Below are 19,384 nucleotides of genomic sequence, written 5' to 3'. Positions count from 1 at the left end.
ATGCCCTTATTGGCTGACTCCTGCAAAATGGCGGTTTATTGCAGAGACCAAGGTCAATGCATCTTGAATAGCGACAATTAAGCCCTCCCGATCAGCAATCCAAATGCTGTTTGAACTGCCAAAGCAAGCAGATAAAGCGATCCGATGCCCTGAATACAAGGTGGCCGACACATTTAAGTGTCTACCATAACCACCTAAAGAGAACTCCAACGTTGTGATAAAGCCATCTGGTGGAGAGTACACAACCTCGTAGCGTCCCTTTTCTCCTTGAATGTGAATATTTGCACCCACACCACTCGCTGCTTCTGTGAGTATTTTTCTGCTCACGCCTCTTGGTCGTGAGCACTTAGGATAATTTAAATCCATGATGGCTGAACGCACGGGCCAAATCCGGTCACGGTAAAGCATTTCCAACTCATAAGCCGGGTAGCGAACATCGAGAAGAGAGAGTTTTGATCCTTGACTACGCGTTTCAATCAGAGAAACAAGGGTATTTGTAATGAACGTAATTAAATAGAATCCATTGTGACTCTTAATTGAAACAAGGGGAGTTAAATAACTAAACACTTTACAGAAAAAGTACCAATAAAGAATATTAAACGTTTCCTAATAAGGGGAGTAAAATGCCTACACCTTTACTGGTACTTTTTTGGCAATTTATGTTTGGGGGATTAAAGCTGACTGTCAGTTCACAGTTATAAACGAGTGAGACCAATCGTTTCCTTACGGGATGTTTGTATCAAAAAGAAGGCAATTCAGATGGGGAAGAATGTCATTGATGCCACACCATGGACAACCTGATTAATATGACGGTTGGTGCTGTCAGCGACCATTTTAGCCATCATGTCCTGAATCACGATCATTTTCGCCAACACGCGCTCATAGCTGTAGTTTGGGGTACCATCCAACGCGATACCGTTGCTCAGTAGCATCAAATCACCATTGATGTCTTTCCGTGTATTGAGCAACCAAGCCACCGTTTCCAGATTACGGGCGCTGTTATAGAGCTTTTGCTGATCGATATCGTCGAGGAGGTAAAACTCCAACTGATTGTTGTAACTGGCGCTGATCATCCCGGTGATACCAACCATCAAAGCAAACACCCGGTCACCTTCATACTCCTCAGAAAAGGCCAGATAAAGCGCATCTACCCCATCCAATCCACCCAGCTCTGCATAGCCGCCTTCAGGCCGTTGAACCGTCATAAAAGAATCCAGACGTCCAGAAACCGTCATCTCTGGCACTTTAGCCAACTCTCTTGGGTTTCTTTTGTAGAGTTTTACGGTGAGATCACGTATCGCATCGCGGATTTCCAGTATGTGAATATCCGTAATCAAGTCCATGTCTGATTTGGCAAGATTTTTAAATTCAAAGGGACGGTTACCCGCACTGCAGGCCGTCAATGCGAACGTCAGTAAAAAGGCAATCCCTGTTCGAAGCAGCATGTCGGTTCTTTATCTATTCAGTCAACGCAATGAGTGTAGGTGCGGCCTATCCATCTGGTAAATGTTCATGCTTCAACTCTGAGCCATGTCTCTAACTTCGCGTTACCGATTACCCCAATTTTTCAATCGTTTGGGTTCAGTTCCGTTTTCAGCCAGAGACCTGAAATAAACTCGATAAAGTATTCCCAACTTCACACAGAAAAACGGAGTACCGCATGGATTTTTATCAACTATCTACTCATGACCACCTTTATGTATTAGCAAATGTCTGGGATGCAAACAGCGCCAAAACTGCCGAATTTGAAGGATATCCTGCAATTGGGACCTCCAGCGCTGCCATCGCTCACTCACTCGGTTATGAAGATGGCGAAGCCATGACCTTCGACGAGCTCTTGTTCGTCGTCAGGCGGATTCTTGCATGCTCGACCTTACCACTGAATGTGGATATTGAATCTGGCTATGGGGAAAGCGCAGATCAAATTGCCGGGAATATTCGCACACTCATCGCGATGGGCGTCAAAGGCATCAACATTGAAGACAGCAAGGTGCTGGCAGGCGAGAGAAAGCTCGAAAGCATGGTGGAATTCCAACAGAAACTTAGGAATGTCATCAAGTTGGTGGGCAGTCAACGAAGAGAAGTGTTTATCAATGTCCGTACTGATACGTTTTTACTTGGGTTAGATAACGCGAAGGAAGAAACGCTTGAGCGGGCGCAGCATTATGCCAATGCAGGCGCTGATGGTCTGTTTGTACCTTTTATCTCGAAGCCGGAAGATATCAAAGCTGCAGTTGATGCCTGTGCTCTTCCTCTCAATGTGATGTGTACACCGACCCTGCCAGAATTCGGCGCACTGCAACGACTGGGTGTCAATCGGGTCAGCATGGGGAACTACGCGCACAGTTTTTCGCAAGAAGCACTGAGACGAGTGTTTAGCGAGATTCGCGATAGCCAATCCTTCATTCCGCTATTTTGAGTGAAAAGCCATATTGTTCGTTGTCCTCGCTTTGACTAAAATCATCGCCATTTCCAAGTACACAAATTGAGCAAAAACAATGAACAAAAGCTTTTTGACCAATCTTATCGCAGCAGCCGTGTTCGCTGCGGGTTACTACTTTGAAGAGCCACTGGCACTTTATGGTGGTTTATTTGCGCTGTCAGGTTCGCTGACCAACTTGCTGGCTGTACACATGCTGTTTGAAAAGGTGCCGGGGCTTTACGGTTCTGGCGTTATTCAGGCACGTTTTGAGGCGTTCAAGCTTGGCATCAAATCATTGATGATGGATCAGTTCTTCACCAAGGAAAATGTTGATCGTTTTCTGAATAAAGAAATGTCTGGCGGTGCAGCTTTGAACCTTGAACCTGTGATTGAACAAATCGACTTCAATCCAACGTTTGATGGCTTGGTGGAAGTGATTAACAACAGTCCATTTGGTGGCATGCTTGCCATGATGGGCGGTTCGGAAGCACTGGCACCACTGCGTCAGCCATTCGTAGAGAAAATGAAAACCTCAGTGGTCGACATTACTCAGCAGGATAACTTCCGTGAAGCGCTGAAAGGCCAAATTGAACAACCGGAAATGATGGGCGACATCACGGCTAACATCGAGTCTGTTATCGAGCAACGCCTGGATGAGCTGACACCAGAAATGGTCAAAGAAATCGTTCAGAAGATGATCCGCGAGCACCTGGGTTGGCTGGTCGTCTGGGGTGGTGTTTTCGGTGGTGTGATTGGCGTGATTTCTGCGCTGGTTGCCGCCTGATACAGCCTCCCCTCCCCATTGATTGTGGCACCTTCGGGTGCCGTTTTTGTCACTTCCACAGCAGATTGTTTGGGTACAGCTCACAAATATCTGATCTTGTTGCCAAAAGCTGCCCAGTTGCCCCACTTTCCCGCCGATTCACTCCTAAACTGAATTCCATATGTTTTGTCGCAAACTTGCTACAGGGTGACCACATGGCTAAATCTAAGAAACTGATAACGCTGGCCGCATTGAGCTCAGCGCTTTTTGCTACTTCAGCCTCTGCGCTGGTTCTCCCACTCTCAGTGGGGGCAGACGCTGGGCTCACTGATGTGAAATACAAAGGCCGCAGCGCCACCGGTTACTTCTGGGCCATCAACGGTAAACTGCACCTGAATGATTTCACCAGTATTTACACTGGCTACGGCGAAACCACCGCCGATATTCCAGATGAAAACGGCGTCGATCAAGACTTCACCTCTACCTCAATCCCTTTAGCACTTCAGGTGAACATTCCTATCGTCCTGGGTGATGTGTATGTACGTGGCGGTGGCAACTATTACGACAATACTTATGCGATGGAAAAAGAAGATGGTTGGGGTCTGCTGGGCGCGGTAGGTATTAACCTGTCTCCGGGTATTGGTCCTGGCCTTGCAGTAGAACTGACTTACCGTGATGCGGGCAGTGCAGAAACTAGCTCTGTTGGTGTCGGTGCCAGCCTGAATTTCTAACTGTTATGAACATAAAAAGCGCCGGGTTCTGGCGCTTTTTTTGAAATTTAAGCTTTTTTAGGGTTGAGTCCTCTCTCTACGCCCTTTAAGCAGGCAACCAATGTGGCGTTAACCGGCGTTGGAATCCCTACCGCTTTCCCCTGACCAACCACAAAGCCGTTGATAAAATCAATCTCAGTCGTCATTCCATTTTCGATGCTTTGAAGAACAGAGGGTTTGAAGTCAAAAGGAAGTCCTGCTGATGCTTTGACCCATGCTTCCTCAGGATCGGCTAATGACAGTGTCACACCCAATGCACTTGCCACTCTCATTGCCTCAGCAACAGCCTCAACACCTGTTTGTTTAATTGAAGGTATGTCGTAGAGATTACCAAAATTCAATCCAGTAATAGCTGAGAGCGCCCCTGCGGCAACATTAATCAATAACTTATCCCACATTGCTCCCATGATGTTGTCAGTGGCAACCGTCTTCAGACCAGCGTCATTAAAGATACGCTCAACTTCTTTGATTCTTGGGGTCAGTTGACCATCAATCTCACCAATAATCGTCTCTTTATCCGCGACGCCGGCCTTAACCTTTCCTGGAGTCAGCATCATGCCACCGACATAGGTTTTTCCCGCAATAACATGCTCACGGCCTACTACCTCTGATAGCAAAGACTCTTGCCCTAAGCCATTCTGCAGAGACATGACCATGGTATTTTCTCCCACCAGATTAATGGCTGACTCAATCGCTGCTTGGGTGTGAAAGCTTTTGACCAACACTATTACTAAGTCAAATGGCTCGAGGTGTTGTGTTTCAGTGACAGCAAGCACTTTCACGATGTGCTCTGCATTACCTGTTTCCAATATCAACCCAGATTTGTTTACTGCTTCTACAAATTCAGGATCAATATTAATCAAAACCACATCGTTATCAGTAAGTGCTAAATGCCCTCCAATAACAGACCCCATTGCGCCAGCTCCTAGCATCGCAATTCGCATAACTCATTCCCTATCTTGTTGGGGTAATCGCTCAGAAAATAGAGGATTACTGATAGTTAAAGTGATTTAGGAGCCATGGAGCGTTTAGCCTGCATTGAGCCTAACCGAGGTCGATTTGAGACACAGAAAGTACAATGGATGCATGTTAACCGCGCAAGCTCCGCTGTATTCAGCCCAGGGAGTAACCAGACATGAGCAATAATGATGACACAGCACAATTAAAAAAAAGTACCGTTATTGGGACGTTGATTGTTAAATTGATTAGCGAGGAATTGTCGCCAAAACACGTTTCCAGTAAAAAACAGATACCATCTATTTTTGCAGATGGTGGTCGAGATAGGTTTCCGCTTGCTCTTTGCCCATGTATCTGCCGAGCGTCTTAGCAGGCACATTGCGTAAATCCACCATAATCAGGCCATCCAACGCATTGTTGAACGCAGGATCCACGTTAAAGCACACCAGCTTGCCATTCAGACCAAGATATTGTCTCAATAGCACTGGCACACCCAACCCCTGACTCATACGGCTGATCACTCGCGATAACAGCTGTAAATCACCCAATCCTGCCAGCATGGAGGTATGCCAAGGCACAGGTGCGGATGTTTCCAGCGGTGTGGTCGGTGCCACCAGCTGCGCTATGTCCTCGTCGTAGTGGTGCACGCTCAGGCTCTCGGCCAACAAACGACGTGCTGTTAGCGGATAATCGTTACTAATGCTGACCGGACCAAACAGGGTGGTGATATCAGGATGTTTGCTCACGTAAGCTGCAATCCCCTTCCAGAGCAGCAGTAAGGCTGACAAGCTTCGCTGGTACTTTTCATCAATCACCGAACGGCCCATTTCCAGCGAGTTACCCATGCTTTCAACAAAGCGCTCGTCGTATTGGAACAAGCTGCGTGAATAGAGTCCATTCAACCCTTTCTCAGCCACAATTCCCTGCACTTTACCCAAGCGATATGCGCCGACCATTTGCCGCGCTTCCCGATCCCAGATAAACAGATGCAGGTAGTAATCGTCATATTCGTCGATATCACAAGCCATGCCAGTGCCTTCACCGACAGCGCGGAAATTCACTTCGCGCATTCTGCCGATTTCCTGAAGGATCACCGGAATATGCGTACTTTCCGTGCAATAAACATCAAACTCATTGGATGACAGAAGTTTTGCTTGCGCTGGTAATGTTGTCAGTTCCTGTTCTATCGCATCGACAGACTGCGGCGCAATGATGGGTTCGCCTGTCTGTTCCAACTCAACAGCCGTCACCGCTTGTTCACGGTTGAGCAAGTAAGTATTGAGCCTGAGGTAATTGACCAAGGCGTCGTCATTTTCAAATGCACGACACTCTTTCCACGGGATAGGTTCACCAATGGAAAGTGGGATGGAGTCACCGCGTTTATTGAGCAATTCACGCGCCAGCATTGCGGTGCGGAGCAGCGGGTGGATACGCCCAGCCCGATAGAATTTGCGGCTGTTCTGACCGCCAATGTAAACCGGTAACGCCGTCGCTTTGTGCTTCTTGACCAAGGCAGCAACTGAACGGCTCCACGCCTTGTCTTTGAGCTGTCCATCTTCGTCGAAGGTCGAGACTTCACCGGCTGGGAAAATCAGCAGCAAACCGCCATCGCTGACATGTTGGTGTGCTTCGCGTAACGCTCTCAAATTCGCCTTACGCGCACTCTCCCCTTCAAACACATCGACGCCGATAAAGATGTCACTGAGTTCGGGAATACGTTTGAGGTAGTAGTTGGCCAGCACTTTCATATCAGGGCGCACCTGACGCAGTAGTTTGGCGAGGATCACCCCTTCCACACCACCGAGCGGATGATTGGCCACCACCACTGTGCTGCCAGTGGTAGGTATATTCTTCATGTCCTCGGCAGAGACGGTGTAGTCAATGCCGAGCACATCCAGGGTATAGGAGAGAAAATGATCGGTATCTATCCCTTCCGGACGGCGGCGGTAGTGCTTATCCAAAGCCCGGAGACCTGTCACTGACTCCAGCGCTTTTTCAATCACACCAAACGGCGTTTTTCTCGGGATCTGAAAGGGACTGATCATTGATGACTCTCCTTTTAGCGGTTAACAGGCTGGATTAGCGCTTCGCCCAGTTTTTGTCACCCAAATCGATAAAGCCCGGGATGTCTTTTTCCCATGCTTTCTGAACAGAATCGTCATAGTTCAGGTACAGCTTGTTATCGACGATAGTCCAAAACTCAGGGTCACCCGGCGCTAGATCATCTTTCTCAGCGATTGCCCATGCACAGTAGCCACCGTATTGCGGTGCATACTTCTCTGGGTCAGCGAGGAATTTGTCGAGGTTTTCCTGGCTGGAGAACAACCAATCAGCACCCTGATATTCGGTTTTGAAATCTGATTTGCCTTTGACTGGTGTGCCGTCGAAGAAAGACACAGTGTCATAACCACTCACCGCTTTGCTGCTGAAAAAGCCAGTGTAAACATCGGCGGCGAAAGTCAGTGGTGAGAACAACAAAGTTAGCAGTAACAGTACGCGAGACATCTTTCACTCCTTTTATTTTGGGCAGGTTCGCTTGCCAGGGTCTGTTGACCTTTGGTGGTGAAATTTTGTTCTAGCCATAAGCGTTTTAGGCGCGGCGAGGTGTATGCCGCCTAGTTGTTCTAAGCAAATACACCTCAACAAAGCATAAAACGCTTAGGGCAGAACCCTTCGGGCAGCGTTTGTGGGGACTTTCTCCTGCGTTATCGGCTTCTCATGTAGGCCAGCTACACATCAAAGCCTCTGCCTTGTATAAAGTCCCCACAAACTGCTGCAAAAATCATCACCAAAGGTCAACAGACCCTATATAAGAACCTATCGGGGAGGTAAAAATTTCACCTTTTTTCGCTGGCAACCAAACGCATGTTTGGTACTTTTCGAATCAAGGTTTCTGTCGCCGTTGGAACGTTTTCACACGGTGAACCATCGACATACACCATTTCCATTGCCCCCGGTGTGGCGCTGAGGTGTGTAAAGCTCACTGTGTTGGCATCGTCCCGGTGCATACACACAGATTTGTAGCCCGCTTCCGGCACATGGCTGCGGTGAAATGCCCATGCTTTCTCGACGGTTTGCGGTTCGGTCATGATGCTTTTAAAAGCTTCACGCCTTGCAATCATCACTTCCTGAAATGCCACGGAAGAAGAAATCATCGGCTCAACGCTGGGTCGCTGCGTGAGAACATGACCATCCCACTGGAAAGCAATCACGTGACCGTGGTGCGCATTCAAATCCGGTGCGAAAACCAGCAGGGTGAAGGGCGCATAAGAGCCCATATGAAGGTTATTGAGTGTGCTGACGACATCTGCCACTGACGACGAAGGTGCCAGCATTTTCACCAACAAGCCACGACTGATGAGTGGCAATTCGGGAATATCACCCTGATAGTAATTCAGTAGACAAAGAGAGAGACCATGTTGGTTGGTGGCGATCCAGGTACCGCCGCCATCCGGGTCTACAGGCATGAGAAATTCGGTGCCTTGTTCGCGAAATCGCTCCGGTGGTCGCGCAATGGCACGGCCCTTTTGCTCATCGCGGTTGAAGAAAACGTCGTAACCGTTATCGTGCAACAGCCAACTGACAGTACACATCTACTGTTCTCCACGAAAATGACTGAGGGTGGCAGGCGCAAGGCCAAAGGTTTCTGCCACACTGATCTTCTGTGCGCTCAAACTCACGCGGATAAGCGCAAAATGATGCACCGCATGGCTGGAAACAAACGCCAGTTCGCGACCCAGCGTTGACGCTGATGTGGCCGCTGCCTGACGGTTCAGGCTCACCTCATGTCGCACATTGATGGCTGAGTCCATATCAGCTTCTGAAAGACTTTCCAGCCATTCGCAAAGATGTCTCCATTCCGAAATCGCTATTTCCCGATCCGTTTCGACAGGATGTGCACGGCGACGAACGTCATAGTCGATTTCCTGTGCAGAAGCCGCATGAAAGACATCCAGAATATGGCGCATATGCTGACCAATCGAGCTTTGCAAATAAGGCGCAGCAACGAACTGGTATTGGTCATCTGACAATTGATGAAGAAGCTCAAGCGCCTGTGCCGCCACATCCAGTCCCCCTTCTACCTCGACGGCATAAGGTGCGTTCAGTGATGGTTTGGAGTCTCTTGCTAACATGGAATCCCCTCAAATCGATGCTTTATTCGATTGTTTCTTGTTTTAATCGGTCGACGGATAATCACGCACCAGCGCTTTTTCCTTGCGCCATGCTCGATACAAGTCCATCAACGAAGGTACTTTATGCCCCGCTTTTCGTTGCAGGTTGCCTATCTCAAACAACATGCGGTACTGTTCCAGCAAGGTACTGAAAGCACTTTTGATGGTCGCGCCACGATCCCAGATATGGGCGGCTTCACTGCTGGCACCATTAACTTCTAAAAGCACAAAATCCTCGCCACGCATCAGGCTCGCGATGTCGCGGAACTTCAAATCAATCCGTCCATAGTGATAACCGGGGAAATCATCAAAAATTTCATCCAAGCGCTCGACTAACGCTTCACTGATATAGTCACGTCCATCGCGGAAAATCGCTCCGCGAGAATGACTACCGGCAAACGCAAGGCGGAAGGTTTCCCCTTTGGCGAGTACCAAATCCAGCTTATCTTCATGGCGTGAGCGATAGAGGTGGGAAAGTTTTCCGGCGCGCGAATCTTCATCAATTAACTGTGCGAGGTTACTTTCGCCGTCACCCACCACAAACGGGTTGTATTTGAGCGTCATGGAGAAAATCTGTCCTTTCTCCTGACCTGGGTAGCGCACGTAAAACACGCCTGCTTCGGCGTTATAAGGCGCTTTTTCCTGCAGCATCAAGCGGGCACCGTCAGGAAACAGGCGAAGGTATTCTTCCAGCTCACCTTTGTTTTCCACCAAACGCACGCCTGCACCACGACACCCCAAGTCCGGCTTGGCAACAACAGGAAAGCCGAGCCCCGCCTTGTGTAATGCCGTCAAGGCTTGATGCGCCTGTGTTTCAGGCGGCATTGCCGTCTTCTCCCACATGATGTAAGGCAGGATCCAAGGTTTGGCGGTTTCACCCGCCAACGACAAGATGGCGTCCTTGGACTCACCCACCATGCCGCTTAAATCAATCCCGGGGTTTGCCACCAATGGCAACCCGAAGCTTCGGTATTTCAAGCCATTCCAAATCCATTGCAGGGCAACCGGAGCGTAAAACACCCAACCCGGCCAGAATTCAAAAAACGACACCGGCTTGCCGCTCATGTCTAGAGGCGGCATGCCATGGTTAACCGGCAAGGCAGGGGACGTTTTCTCTTCCACCAGCTTTAATCTGTGCAAACGGCTTTCTCCTTCAGCTTGCTCCCTGCAACGCGGTTGACAGCAATGAGCAAGAGCACCACAACCGGGATAAGCCCCCAACTGAGGTGGTTATTAATCCATTCAATTTCGCCCAACTGGTAAACCAGCGCGAAAACCAATGCCGTCCAGAGCGCGGTCGCCACCAAAACAGCAGATAAAAATGGCTTCAGCCCCACGCGGAAAAAACCGCTGAGGCAAAAACCCACAAACCTTAGACCCGGCACAAAACGAATAAGGAACAAATTGCCAAACGCATGGGCACGCAGTTTGCGGCGTATCATTCTCACGCTCGGCTTGGTCAGTAAAAATCCGCGCAGTTTTCTCCAGCGGCGAGCCCACAAGCCAAGTGCATACAAGCCAATATCGCCTGTGGCGATGCCAACAAAAATCGCCGCCAGTGCGGCAGGGATAGACATCACACCCTGCGACGCCGCAACGCTTGCCGTCACAATGGCCAAATCTTCGAGTAGATAAGACAGGAGGATCACCGCGAAAAAGAGGGTCACAGGGGAAAACGTCAGCAATGTGGCGGTGATGTCATTCAAAGTGGGTACCCAGCTCCATGGTTCTACTTACAGAATAGACAGGATTAGCGCGTCATTGCTTTCACTGGGCAGATAAATTCCCTGCTTTCACAAAAATAGGACAGGTAAACCAGTTATTTAGTGACTATGGAGGCAATCCAACGCTTCAGTTTTCCCGTGCTTCAATCCATGACACACTACTGCCCCTAGAGTGCTATTGATTGAAAGGAAGTTTCCCAATGACTGATAAACCCCAAAGTGCATTCCTTCGTTTGGAAGCTGAGATGACCGAATTTGCGCGCGAACGTGATTGGGAGCAATTTCATAACCCCAAGAATCTTGTGATGGCCTTGAGCGGCGAAGTGGGCGAACTGGCAGAGTTGTTTCAGTGGCTGACGCCGGAACAGGCAGAAAATTTCCCTTCAGAAAAGCGTCAGGCGCTTGAGCATGAGCTGGCGGATATTCAACTTTATCTCATCCGTATTGCCGACCGTTGTGGCGTGGACTTAGAAAAAGCCTGTGATGAAAAGATTGCGCACAACCGTAAGAAATACCCACCCGAGAAGTGCTTTGGGAAAGCGGTCAAATATAACGAGCTGTAACATCACGAATAACGCGCTGTAAAACAGCCGGTCTTTCTCGGCACAACAATGAGACATCATCTAAACTTTTGAGACATAACTCTGCCTTTAAGGTGTGGCTTCGCTGTCAGCGCCTGCCGAAAGGGAGAGTTTCCTTTTTTGACTCATGGTTCGGATGACAGAATGACGCCATCGACAGCGCCCCCATCTTCTAAGGACGTATTTCCAGAGAATGCGGTTTTGCTCCGCGTGATGCTGTTGTTTCTGGGCTGTCTGATTGAGTCGCTGTATGCCATCTATTTTTTACGCCAACCCAACAGCGCCGCGTTTATTTGGTATACCAATGGTTTCAGTATCGCCATGATCGCTCTGGCTCCTCCCAGCCAGCGTTTTGCCCTTGTTGGCACTGCTTTTGTTGCCATCTTACTTTCCAATATTATTTTCGGTGATGACCCTCTACAAAGTATTCAACTCTCAGCCGCAAACAGCACGACCATCATTCTTGGCAGCCTGTCTCTGGTGCTGATAAGTCGATACGCTGAACCTTTCCTTTCTCTTAAAGCGTTTAGCTTTTTTGTTTTATTTACGGTCATCCTAGTGCCGATTTCGGGCGCGGTGCTCGGTGGTTGGGTACTCAATCGAGAATTATCCATTCCTTTTGAAGTCGTTGCTCCGGCTTGGTATCTGGGAGATGTTATCGGTTTTCTCGCCATCACCCCATTGATCTATACCTTGCTGCAGCGAGATAAAGAGCTGCCTTCCAGCATTTATCGACCCACGACCGTCCTCACTATCTTCGCTATCGCAGCGCTTTCTGGGTGGCTGCTCACCCATGTCGCTTTCCCGTTCATTGCTATCGCTATCGCGTTAACATTGGCTGGTGCTGTCTTAGATAGACTCTCAGCGTTTTTTACCGCCTTTGTCGTATCAGTTACCTTGGATTTGCTCTTGGTTAACCCGGGAGAGAATTTATCGCTCTCAGTTGAACCTTCCAACCCAACCGCTCTGCTTCTTCCCATCAGTGGAGCTATGTTACTGGGTGCCATTCTAGCGGTGAAATCAGCACGTCTACTGCACATTCAAAAAATGAGTGATGAGCGCGCAGAGTTGTTTTCAAACGCCATGCAGTCTTCTGTCATCGGTACAGTAATGGTGCAGCCTGATGGCAAAATGAGTAATGCGAATCGAAGCTTCATTGACCTGATTGGCTACACTGGGGAAGAGTTGGAAAACAAAACCTTCCGCCAGTTAGTTTTTCACCGCGACAAAGACACCGCAAATGAAAAGCTCCAACTCCTTGCTCAAAGTAAAATCAGTAACTTCCAAGCAGAAGTCCGCCTGACCCGTAAAAACAAGCAAGTCGTTTGGACACGTATTGCCGTTTCAATCATCCGGGACAAATGGACGGGTAACACCCAGCAATACATCTATCAAGTGCAGGATATTGATAAAGACCGGCGCTTTGATGACGAGCGGAAAATGTGGTCCAAGAAATTTGAATTCGCCCTCGGCATTAACCATACCGCCGTCTATGAAATGGAGTGCCACACTAAATACCTGCAACTTTCCGAAAATTCCGAGCAAGCCATTGGCATTAAAGCCACTGAAGTGAAACGCCTTTACGAATGGATGTCCCGTATTCACCCTGAAGACCTGCGCGAATACCAGCATACGTTAACCCAAAACGGGGGACACTCAGGGGCCATCGAATACCGCTTGTTGGATGATAATGAGCGATATCGCTGGGTAAGGGACAACTGTCAACCTATTGAATATGACAGCCACGGCATGACGACCAAAGTGATTGGTACCATTACCGACATTGATGACGAAAGAGCGTTGTCCCTGCAAGAAGCCATGGCAGCCAAACAAACAGAGTTGGTCGGTCAGGTGTGTGATTTTGGCCTGTGGGAATACACGCCTGAAACAGAACAGCTCTATTGGAACGAAGAAATGTACGCCTTGTTTGAGCTGCACAATGGCGAGCATATGACGACATCTCTTTGGCGGGAAAAAGTACTGCCTTCAGACCGCCATCAGCTTGATTCTATGTTCAACATCACCCGTATGAACAACGATCAACTCAGTTTCAACATCCAGGTACAAAACGCGCATGGACATGTGGTGTACCATCATATTTTGGCCAGGGTCATTCACTCTGAATCGGGATCCCGTTTGGTCGGGCTATGTCAGGAAACAACCTTAATCCAGCGGGAAAACGCACAACTCGAACGTGAAAACCTTTTGCTGGCCACGGCAGCGGAATCCGTCACAGATGGCATCGTCGCGCTGGATTCCCTGCTTCGGATAACCTTTATCAACCGCCATGCTTCGGTCTTCACTGGCTTCTCCCCAGAAGAGCTGGTTGGTACTAACATCGACGAACAGTTCAATATCTTTGATCGCCAGAACCAATACACCTTTGCGCACCTACTCTCGGCCTACCACCAAGACTTCCGTTTGAGGGGCACCTTTACCCTGCAAACTGAACATAATCAGGAGAAGTTGGTATATTTAGAAGCGACCCCTGTCATCCTCGATGGCGCAGCACCCAGCGGCTGGGTGCTGACTTTCCACTATCAAACAGCGACGGTAGAAGAGAGAATTGCAGGGCTGGAAGAGAAGTCAGCGATAGATACGCTCACGAAGTTGCCAAACCAACGCGCGTTTGAACATAGATTACAAAGCCACATCGACAGCTTAAAGGGCACAGAGCCGCATGCACTGGCGGTGATAGAAATCAGTGGGCTCGACATTCTGACAGATGCCTTCGGCGAGCAAATCCGTGATCAGCTCATTAAATCGGCGGCACTTTTAATCAAGGCGCTGGGTAATAAACAGTGCGTTGCCAGAATCAGTGATACCCAATTTGGCATGCTGCTGGAACATGAATCCGTCGAACACGCTCGTTCCTCTCTGGTCACATTGGCAGAAAAAATTGGCGCGTTGAAGTACCAGCAAGGTGACTTTTCCTATCCATTAGGATGCTCAATGGGGTTGACTGCAGCAGACGACCCGAACAACACACCATTCCAGCTCATCTATCAAGCGCAGGTGGCATTGGAGTCGATCTCTGAGGGCAGTCAGCACGCTATTTCAATCTTTGATGCATCCTTGCTTAAGGACGGCATTTCTTTCCGTCGCGACTTTTTGCTGCAGCGTATTGATACCGCCATCTCTACGAATTCATTCAGTCTTTTAAGCATGCCTATCGTTCCTACCAATCAGGAAGATCAAACCTGGCATGAGCTGCTAGTCAGGCTGATCACGGAAGATGGCGATCTCTTGTTACCCGCGGAATTCCTGGCCGCCGCAGAACCTACTGGCCGATTGATCAGCATTGAGCGCTGGGTCTTCAATGAAGTGCTGGTCACGCAAGCGTCTGCACTGGCGCAAACCGGCATGTCGGTCGCGGTAAACATCTCTTCAGGGGCTTTCTACAACGACAGTTTCATGAGCTATTGTCTGGGTTTGGTCAAGAAAAGCGCCTTGCCTGCCCAACAAGTTTGTATCGAAGTAAAAGAGAGCACCCTCTTGATTGATACCGTGCGATCACAACAGATTGTTTCTTCGTTAAGAAAACTGGGTTGTGAAGTCGCCGTTGACAGTTTCGGTGCCGAGTTGACGTCGTTCGGGTATCTGCGCAAGTTCAATATCAGCCTGCTCAAAATTGATGGCAGCATTATCTCCATGATGAAATCGAGCAAGGTCGACAGGCGTATCGTTGAATCCATCAAACAAGTCAGCGACTCGCTCAAAGTCAAAACCGCAGCACAGAAAGTCAATTCTGATGAAGACCTACGCCAGGTGATGGAAGTTGGACTGGATTACACACAAGGCTACATATACGGTGAACCTGTTCCCCTCGCCAGGATCATTTCTTCCTCCAAAGTGGGGCTGGGGAATACACACGCGAAAGAAGGTTTAAGCAAAAGAAAGACAGCGGGTTAACAACCTATCCCCGTCACAGACTCACCGCACATATCTTCCCATCGCTGTCGATTTATCATTCAATCATCACTCTCACGAGCGTCTTTAGCAGGGACTGACACATGGTGAATTGTGATTATTTGATCATCGGCGCGGGTATCGTCGGCCTCAGTGTGGCCAATGAGCTCCAAGAACGTGAGCCCAACGCCAGGGTCGTGGTTGTCGAAAAAGAAACCCAACCCGCCAGTCACCAAACCGGACGCAACAGCGGTGTTATCCATGCCGGTGTCTACTACACGCCCGGCAGTATGAAAGCCCGCTTTTGCAAAGAAGGAAATCAGGCCATCAAAGCCTTCTGTACCGAGCACCATATCCCTTTCGAAGAGTGCGGCAAGCTGCTGGTCGCCACCAGCGAGATTGAGCTTCAGCGCATGGAAGCATTAAAAATCCGGGCGGCTGACAACGAACTGGAATTCGATGTGCTGGACGCCGCACAGCTTAGGGAAAAAGAGCCAAATATCAGTGGGCTTGGTGCCATCTTTGTCCCTTCAACAGGCATCGTCAGCTACCGCCAAATCTGCGAAAAACTCGGAAGTATGATCAAGGAGAGAGGTGGCGATGTGTTCTACGGTCATCCCGTTGAATATATTCAGGAATCTAAAGATGCCGTGACCGTGGTGGCAGGTGAGCAAACTTTCCATACCGGCAAACTGATTTCCTGCGCAGGCATCATGTCAGACCGCATTGTGCGTATGCTGGGTGAAACGCCCGATTTCCAAATGGTGCCGTTTCGGGGCGATTACTACCAGTTGGCGACTGAACACAATGCCATTATCAGCAGCCTGATTTATCCGATTCCTGATCCCGCCTTGCCATTTCTTGGTGTCCACCTGACCAAGATGATTGACGGCTCAGTCACCGTTGGTCCGAATGCGGTGTTGAGTCTTGCCCGTGAAGGATACTCTCGCTTTTCTTTCTCTCCGGCTGACGTGGTTGAAATGCTGCAATACGCAGGCTTTTACAAAGTGATTCGCCGCAACTTCAAATCGGCGATGAAAGAGCTGAGGAACGGGTTCTGGAAACCGGGATACTTAAAAGAAGTGCAGAAGTATTGCCCATCCCTGACCAATCAGGATTTACTTTCTTACCCTTCCGGTATTCGTGCTCAGGCAGTCTACCAAAATGGTGATCTGGTTGATGATTTCCTGTTCCACAAGACCGAGCATGCCTTGGTGGTTTGCAACGCCCCCTCACCAGCAGCGACATCCTGTTTTCCTATCGCGAAACATATCGTCAAACAACTCAACTAAACCTGCTCAAAAAGCGCGCTAACACCTTGTGTGTTAGCGCAAAATTTCTTTCTTTAATTTCATCTACACCGACAAATCTCTTTTCTTTTTTAAAGCTCAGGCATAGCATCATCGCCTAAATCCTGTAGGACGTATCAAACAGGTTTTCACACCCGTTTGTTCACTAACAAAAAACAACAAAGAACAGCCATCTTCACTATGAAAAAAGCCATTCTTCTGCTGTCAGCGACTCTGCTTGCTGGCTGCTCGGCAGCGCCCGAAACCCCGGATTGCAACTGCGATAACACACCGCCACCAGTGACCAGCCAACCCGTGTCTGATGCCAACAAAAAGGCAATCAACGCCCTGTTCGCTTACATTGCTAAAGAAGCGAAAAAGCAATGGGGCGACGATGAGTATGTCGAGTCCAGCAAACACCGCTATGTGAAGTATCTGGACGGTTACCAAACCCGTGCGCACATCGACTTTGAGGCAGGTAAGATCTACGTTTCGACCGTTGCCCAACGCCAGCCGATGGAGAAGCTGCAAAAAGCCATCGTTCAAACGGTATTAATGCCTGCTGATCCGAAGCACGTCGAGCAGTTTACGGACAAAGATATTGAGCTCACCGGAAAGCCATTTTTCCTCGGTCAGATTGTCGATCAGGAAGGCAAATCAATTGAATGGGAATGGCGTGCAAACCGCTTTGCGGATTACCTCATCAACAACAAGCTGCAAAGTAAACCCATCAAACGTGGCAAAGCTTATTACGTGCAGATTGATATGGTGAAAGACCATTTGGAGCAGCGTGAATACCAGTATGCACACTATGTTCGCGACGCCTCAAAGCGTTACGACATTCCAGAAGATCTGATTTACGCGGTAATCAAAACCGAGAGCAGCTTTAACCCTTATGCAGTCAGCCATGCGGGCGCATACGGCTTGATGCAGGTGATCCCGAAAACAGCAGGCGCGGATGTGTTTAATCTGGTGAAGAAAAAGCCGGGAATGCCGACCAAGGAGTACCTGTTCGATCCCGCAAATAACATCGACACAGGCACGGCGTATCTGCACATTCTGAAAACCCGTTATCTGCGTGATGTAAAGAATGCGTCATCCAAGCACTTCAGCATGATTTCCGCCTACAACGGCGGCACAGGCGGTGTTCTGGCGACCTTCCATAACGATCGCAAACAGGCGATGGTAGAGCTTAACCGCAAGTCTCCGCGTCAGGTCTATGATGCCCTGACTACCCGACACCCGAAAGACGAGGCGAGACGCTACCTACAGAAGGTGCTCTACTTCCAAAAAGACTTTAACGAAGGGAAAATCTAGGCCGGTACGTTAGGGACTGTATAACAGAAAAACGCGAAGTCAGTTACTTCGCGTTTTTCATCTCTTCGAATCCACCTGCATTGTGAAGATTGGTGAAGCCTTTGCTCAGCAGGTATTGATACGCCGCACCTGAGCGAACACCACTTCGGCAATACAATACCAGCGGTGTGTCTTTATCTAAACTCTGGATGTGTTTATCCAATTCCGTCACCGGGTAATTCACCGCGCCACTCAGGTGGCCATCATCGAATTCACCCGGAATACGAACATCCACCACCATCGCGCCCTGCTCAATCATTTCCCAACCATACTCGGCGCGCTCCGTTGCCGAAGCCACAGGCGGCACCAGCAAGGCGCTACAAAGTGTCAGGGTTAATGCGATTGTTCTGTTCATTCCTTCATCCTTGGCTTTAATCTATTTCTTCTTATATTTATGCAATAAATCCAGAGGGATATGGCAATAGTCATCAGGAAAACGGGTCAGCCTGTCTTGATGCTCATCATCACTCGGCACATAGTTACTCAGAGGCAATACTTCCACTGCAATCTTTTCCGCATCTTCCCTGGCCGCAATGAATTCGCGGGCAATAGTCAAATGCTCTGGATGGTTGCTGTATATGCCTGTGCGGTATTTCTCGCCGACATCTTCGCCTTGCTGGTTCACACTGTGCGGATCGATGATTTCAAAGAAATATCCCATCAGCGTCATGACAGAGACCGTGGAAGGGTCGAATTGTGTTCGCACACATTCGGCATAACCATCATAAGGTGTGGCCGTTGAATCGCTGGTGCCGTTAGCCCTTCCCGCTTCAGTGGATATCACACCTGGCAAGTGGCGCATAAACTCTTGCACGCCCCACAGGCAGCCACCTGCAAAGTAGATCTCTTCCAACGGTTTTTCTGGCGAAGCTTTTTTCATTGTTAATGAGTATCTTGTTTATTGGTTTAAACGACTTTCAACTACTTCATAGTGAGACACGTGAAAGTCAGGTTTCAGTTCATACTTTTCATCTTCCGGGTACAAACGGGCAATGCCGATATCTTCACCCGCAAAGGCCTTAATGCACTCCAGATCTTTCCAGTAGCTGATTAAAGTGATTTCTGAATTTCCATCCATCTCGCGCTTGAAGATCTGCGCCCCCTGAAAGCCCTCAGTCTCAGACGTTTCTTTCACTCCGGTTTCATAAAGATAAGCGATAAAACCCTCTTCATGATGCTTTGGGCACCGCGCTTTCCATTCCCTTGCGATCATCTCAAACTCCTTGTTACTCGCTGAACTTTGAAAACCTTAACACGGTAAAATCCCACTTGGTGAAATTTGTCCGCTAGTCCTCATACATCTTCATCCTCTCCAACGAAAAACAGCCCTTGAAGGGCTGTTTTATGAATCATGTTTATCGGTTGGAATCGAGAGAAAAAGCTACCTCATAACAATGTACAGAGTGATACTATTCGGCCGCTCAATACCCGCCAATAGCAA

General features: G+C 48.8%; 19 protein-coding genes. 7 read left to right on the top strand and 12 right to left on the bottom strand.

The annotated features are described in order from the left end of the window. Positions 1–6: 6 nt before the first annotated feature. The gene (locus QL223_RS09380) at positions 7–567 is read right to left on the bottom strand and encodes a hypothetical protein (protein WP_152442349.1); all 561 of its coding nucleotides are present in this window, start codon (positions 565–567) and stop codon (positions 7–9) included. 188 nt (positions 568–755) lie between these two features. Further along, positions 756–1,445 carry a hypothetical protein gene (locus QL223_RS09375; RefSeq protein WP_002536686.1) on the bottom strand — a complete coding sequence of 230 codons (690 nt, stop codon included), beginning with the start codon at positions 1,443–1,445 and terminating at the stop codon, positions 756–758. A 215-nt stretch (positions 1,446–1,660) separates the two neighbouring features. Between QL223_RS09375 and QL223_RS09370 the strand changes: the two genes are divergently transcribed. The 3 genes from QL223_RS09370 to QL223_RS09360 all read left to right on the top strand — a co-directional run bounded on the left by QL223_RS09370 (position 1,661) and on the right by QL223_RS09360 (position 3,916). Beyond that, on the top strand, positions 1,661–2,419 hold the full coding sequence (locus QL223_RS09370) for an isocitrate lyase/phosphoenolpyruvate mutase family protein (RefSeq protein ID WP_002536685.1): 759 nt from the start codon (positions 1,661–1,663) through the stop codon (positions 2,417–2,419). 79 nt (positions 2,420–2,498) lie between these two features. After that, positions 2,499–3,206 (top strand): hypothetical protein, encoded by a 708-nt coding sequence (locus QL223_RS09365; RefSeq protein ID WP_002536684.1) that lies wholly within the window; start codon positions 2,499–2,501, stop codon positions 3,204–3,206. Positions 3,207–3,400: 194 nt separating this feature from the next. Continuing rightward, positions 3,401–3,916 carry an outer membrane beta-barrel protein gene (locus QL223_RS09360; RefSeq protein WP_002536683.1) on the top strand — a complete coding sequence of 172 codons (516 nt, stop codon included), beginning with the start codon at positions 3,401–3,403 and terminating at the stop codon, positions 3,914–3,916. A gap of 47 nt (positions 3,917–3,963) precedes the next feature. Here the strand turns inward: QL223_RS09360 and QL223_RS09355 are convergent, their stop codons facing one another. The 7 genes from QL223_RS09355 to QL223_RS09325 form a co-directional block, all read right to left on the bottom strand. Next, complete coding sequence (locus QL223_RS09355) at positions 3,964–4,899, bottom strand: 2-dehydropantoate 2-reductase (RefSeq protein WP_281544567.1); 936 nt, start codon at positions 4,897–4,899, stop codon at positions 3,964–3,966. 312 nt (positions 4,900–5,211) lie between these two features. Continuing rightward, positions 5,212–6,957, bottom strand: coding sequence for a lysophospholipid acyltransferase family protein (locus QL223_RS09350; RefSeq protein WP_281544566.1), 1,746 nt, complete (start codon positions 6,955–6,957; stop codon positions 5,212–5,214). A gap of 34 nt (positions 6,958–6,991) precedes the next feature. Further along, entirely contained in the window at positions 6,992–7,417 is a 426-nt protein-coding gene (locus QL223_RS09345; RefSeq protein WP_002536679.1) for a YHS domain-containing (seleno)protein, read from the bottom strand. Positions 7,418–7,749: 332 nt separating this feature from the next. Further along, positions 7,750–8,505, bottom strand: a complete 756-nt coding sequence (locus tag QL223_RS09340; RefSeq protein ID WP_002536678.1) for an NRDE family protein — start codon at positions 8,503–8,505, stop codon at positions 7,750–7,752. Continuing rightward, positions 8,506–9,045, bottom strand: coding sequence for a DinB family protein (locus QL223_RS09335; RefSeq protein ID WP_002536677.1), 540 nt, complete (start codon positions 9,043–9,045; stop codon positions 8,506–8,508). A 42-nt stretch (positions 9,046–9,087) separates the two neighbouring features. Then, positions 9,088–10,164 (bottom strand): D-alanine--D-alanine ligase, encoded by a 1,077-nt coding sequence (locus QL223_RS09330; RefSeq protein ID WP_281544599.1) that lies wholly within the window; start codon positions 10,162–10,164, stop codon positions 9,088–9,090. 47 nt (positions 10,165–10,211) lie between these two features. Continuing rightward, on the bottom strand, positions 10,212–10,790 hold the full coding sequence (locus QL223_RS09325) for a DedA family protein (RefSeq protein WP_002536673.1): 579 nt from the start codon (positions 10,788–10,790) through the stop codon (positions 10,212–10,214). Between the two features lie 218 nt (positions 10,791–11,008). On the opposite strand from QL223_RS09325, the gene QL223_RS09320 reads away from it, so the two are divergent. From QL223_RS09320 to mltC, 4 genes are all read left to right on the top strand, one after another. Continuing rightward, positions 11,009–11,371, top strand: coding sequence for a nucleotide pyrophosphohydrolase (locus QL223_RS09320; RefSeq protein ID WP_281544565.1), 363 nt, complete (start codon positions 11,009–11,011; stop codon positions 11,369–11,371). 162 nt (positions 11,372–11,533) lie between these two features. After that, entirely contained in the window at positions 11,534–15,301 is a 3,768-nt protein-coding gene (locus tag QL223_RS09315; protein ID WP_281544564.1) for an EAL domain-containing protein, read from the top strand. A 101-nt stretch (positions 15,302–15,402) separates the two neighbouring features. Continuing rightward, on the top strand, positions 15,403–16,590 hold the full coding sequence (gene lhgO, locus QL223_RS09310) for an L-2-hydroxyglutarate oxidase (RefSeq protein ID WP_281544563.1): 1,188 nt from the start codon (positions 15,403–15,405) through the stop codon (positions 16,588–16,590). Positions 16,591–16,788: 198 nt separating this feature from the next. Continuing rightward, on the top strand, positions 16,789–17,904 hold the full coding sequence (mltC, locus tag QL223_RS09305) for a membrane-bound lytic murein transglycosylase MltC (RefSeq protein WP_281544562.1): 1,116 nt from the start codon (positions 16,789–16,791) through the stop codon (positions 17,902–17,904). 43 nt (positions 17,905–17,947) lie between these two features. Here mltC and QL223_RS09300 read toward each other — a convergent pair whose 3' ends face one another. Genes QL223_RS09300 through QL223_RS09290 form a run of 3 tightly spaced genes read right to left on the bottom strand, consistent with a single transcriptional unit; the run spans position 17,948 to position 19,156 of the window. Further along, on the bottom strand, positions 17,948–18,298 hold the full coding sequence (locus QL223_RS09300; protein WP_281544561.1) for a rhodanese-like domain-containing protein: 351 nt from the start codon (positions 18,296–18,298) through the stop codon (positions 17,948–17,950). Positions 18,299–18,319: 21 nt separating this feature from the next. Continuing rightward, positions 18,320–18,796 (bottom strand): peptide-methionine (S)-S-oxide reductase, encoded by a 477-nt coding sequence (locus tag QL223_RS09295; RefSeq protein WP_281544598.1) that lies wholly within the window; start codon positions 18,794–18,796, stop codon positions 18,320–18,322. Between the two features lie 45 nt (positions 18,797–18,841). Continuing rightward, on the bottom strand, positions 18,842–19,156 hold the full coding sequence (locus tag QL223_RS09290) for an antibiotic biosynthesis monooxygenase (protein WP_002536663.1): 315 nt from the start codon (positions 19,154–19,156) through the stop codon (positions 18,842–18,844). Between the last annotated feature and the right edge of the window lie 228 nt (positions 19,157–19,384).

Source organism: Grimontia sp. SpTr1, from assembly GCF_947387585.1.
Lineage (GTDB): Bacteria > Pseudomonadota > Gammaproteobacteria > Enterobacterales > Vibrionaceae > Enterovibrio > Enterovibrio indicus.
Note: the sequence above shows the minus strand (reverse complement) of the source record. Positions and strands in the feature narration are given on the sequence as shown.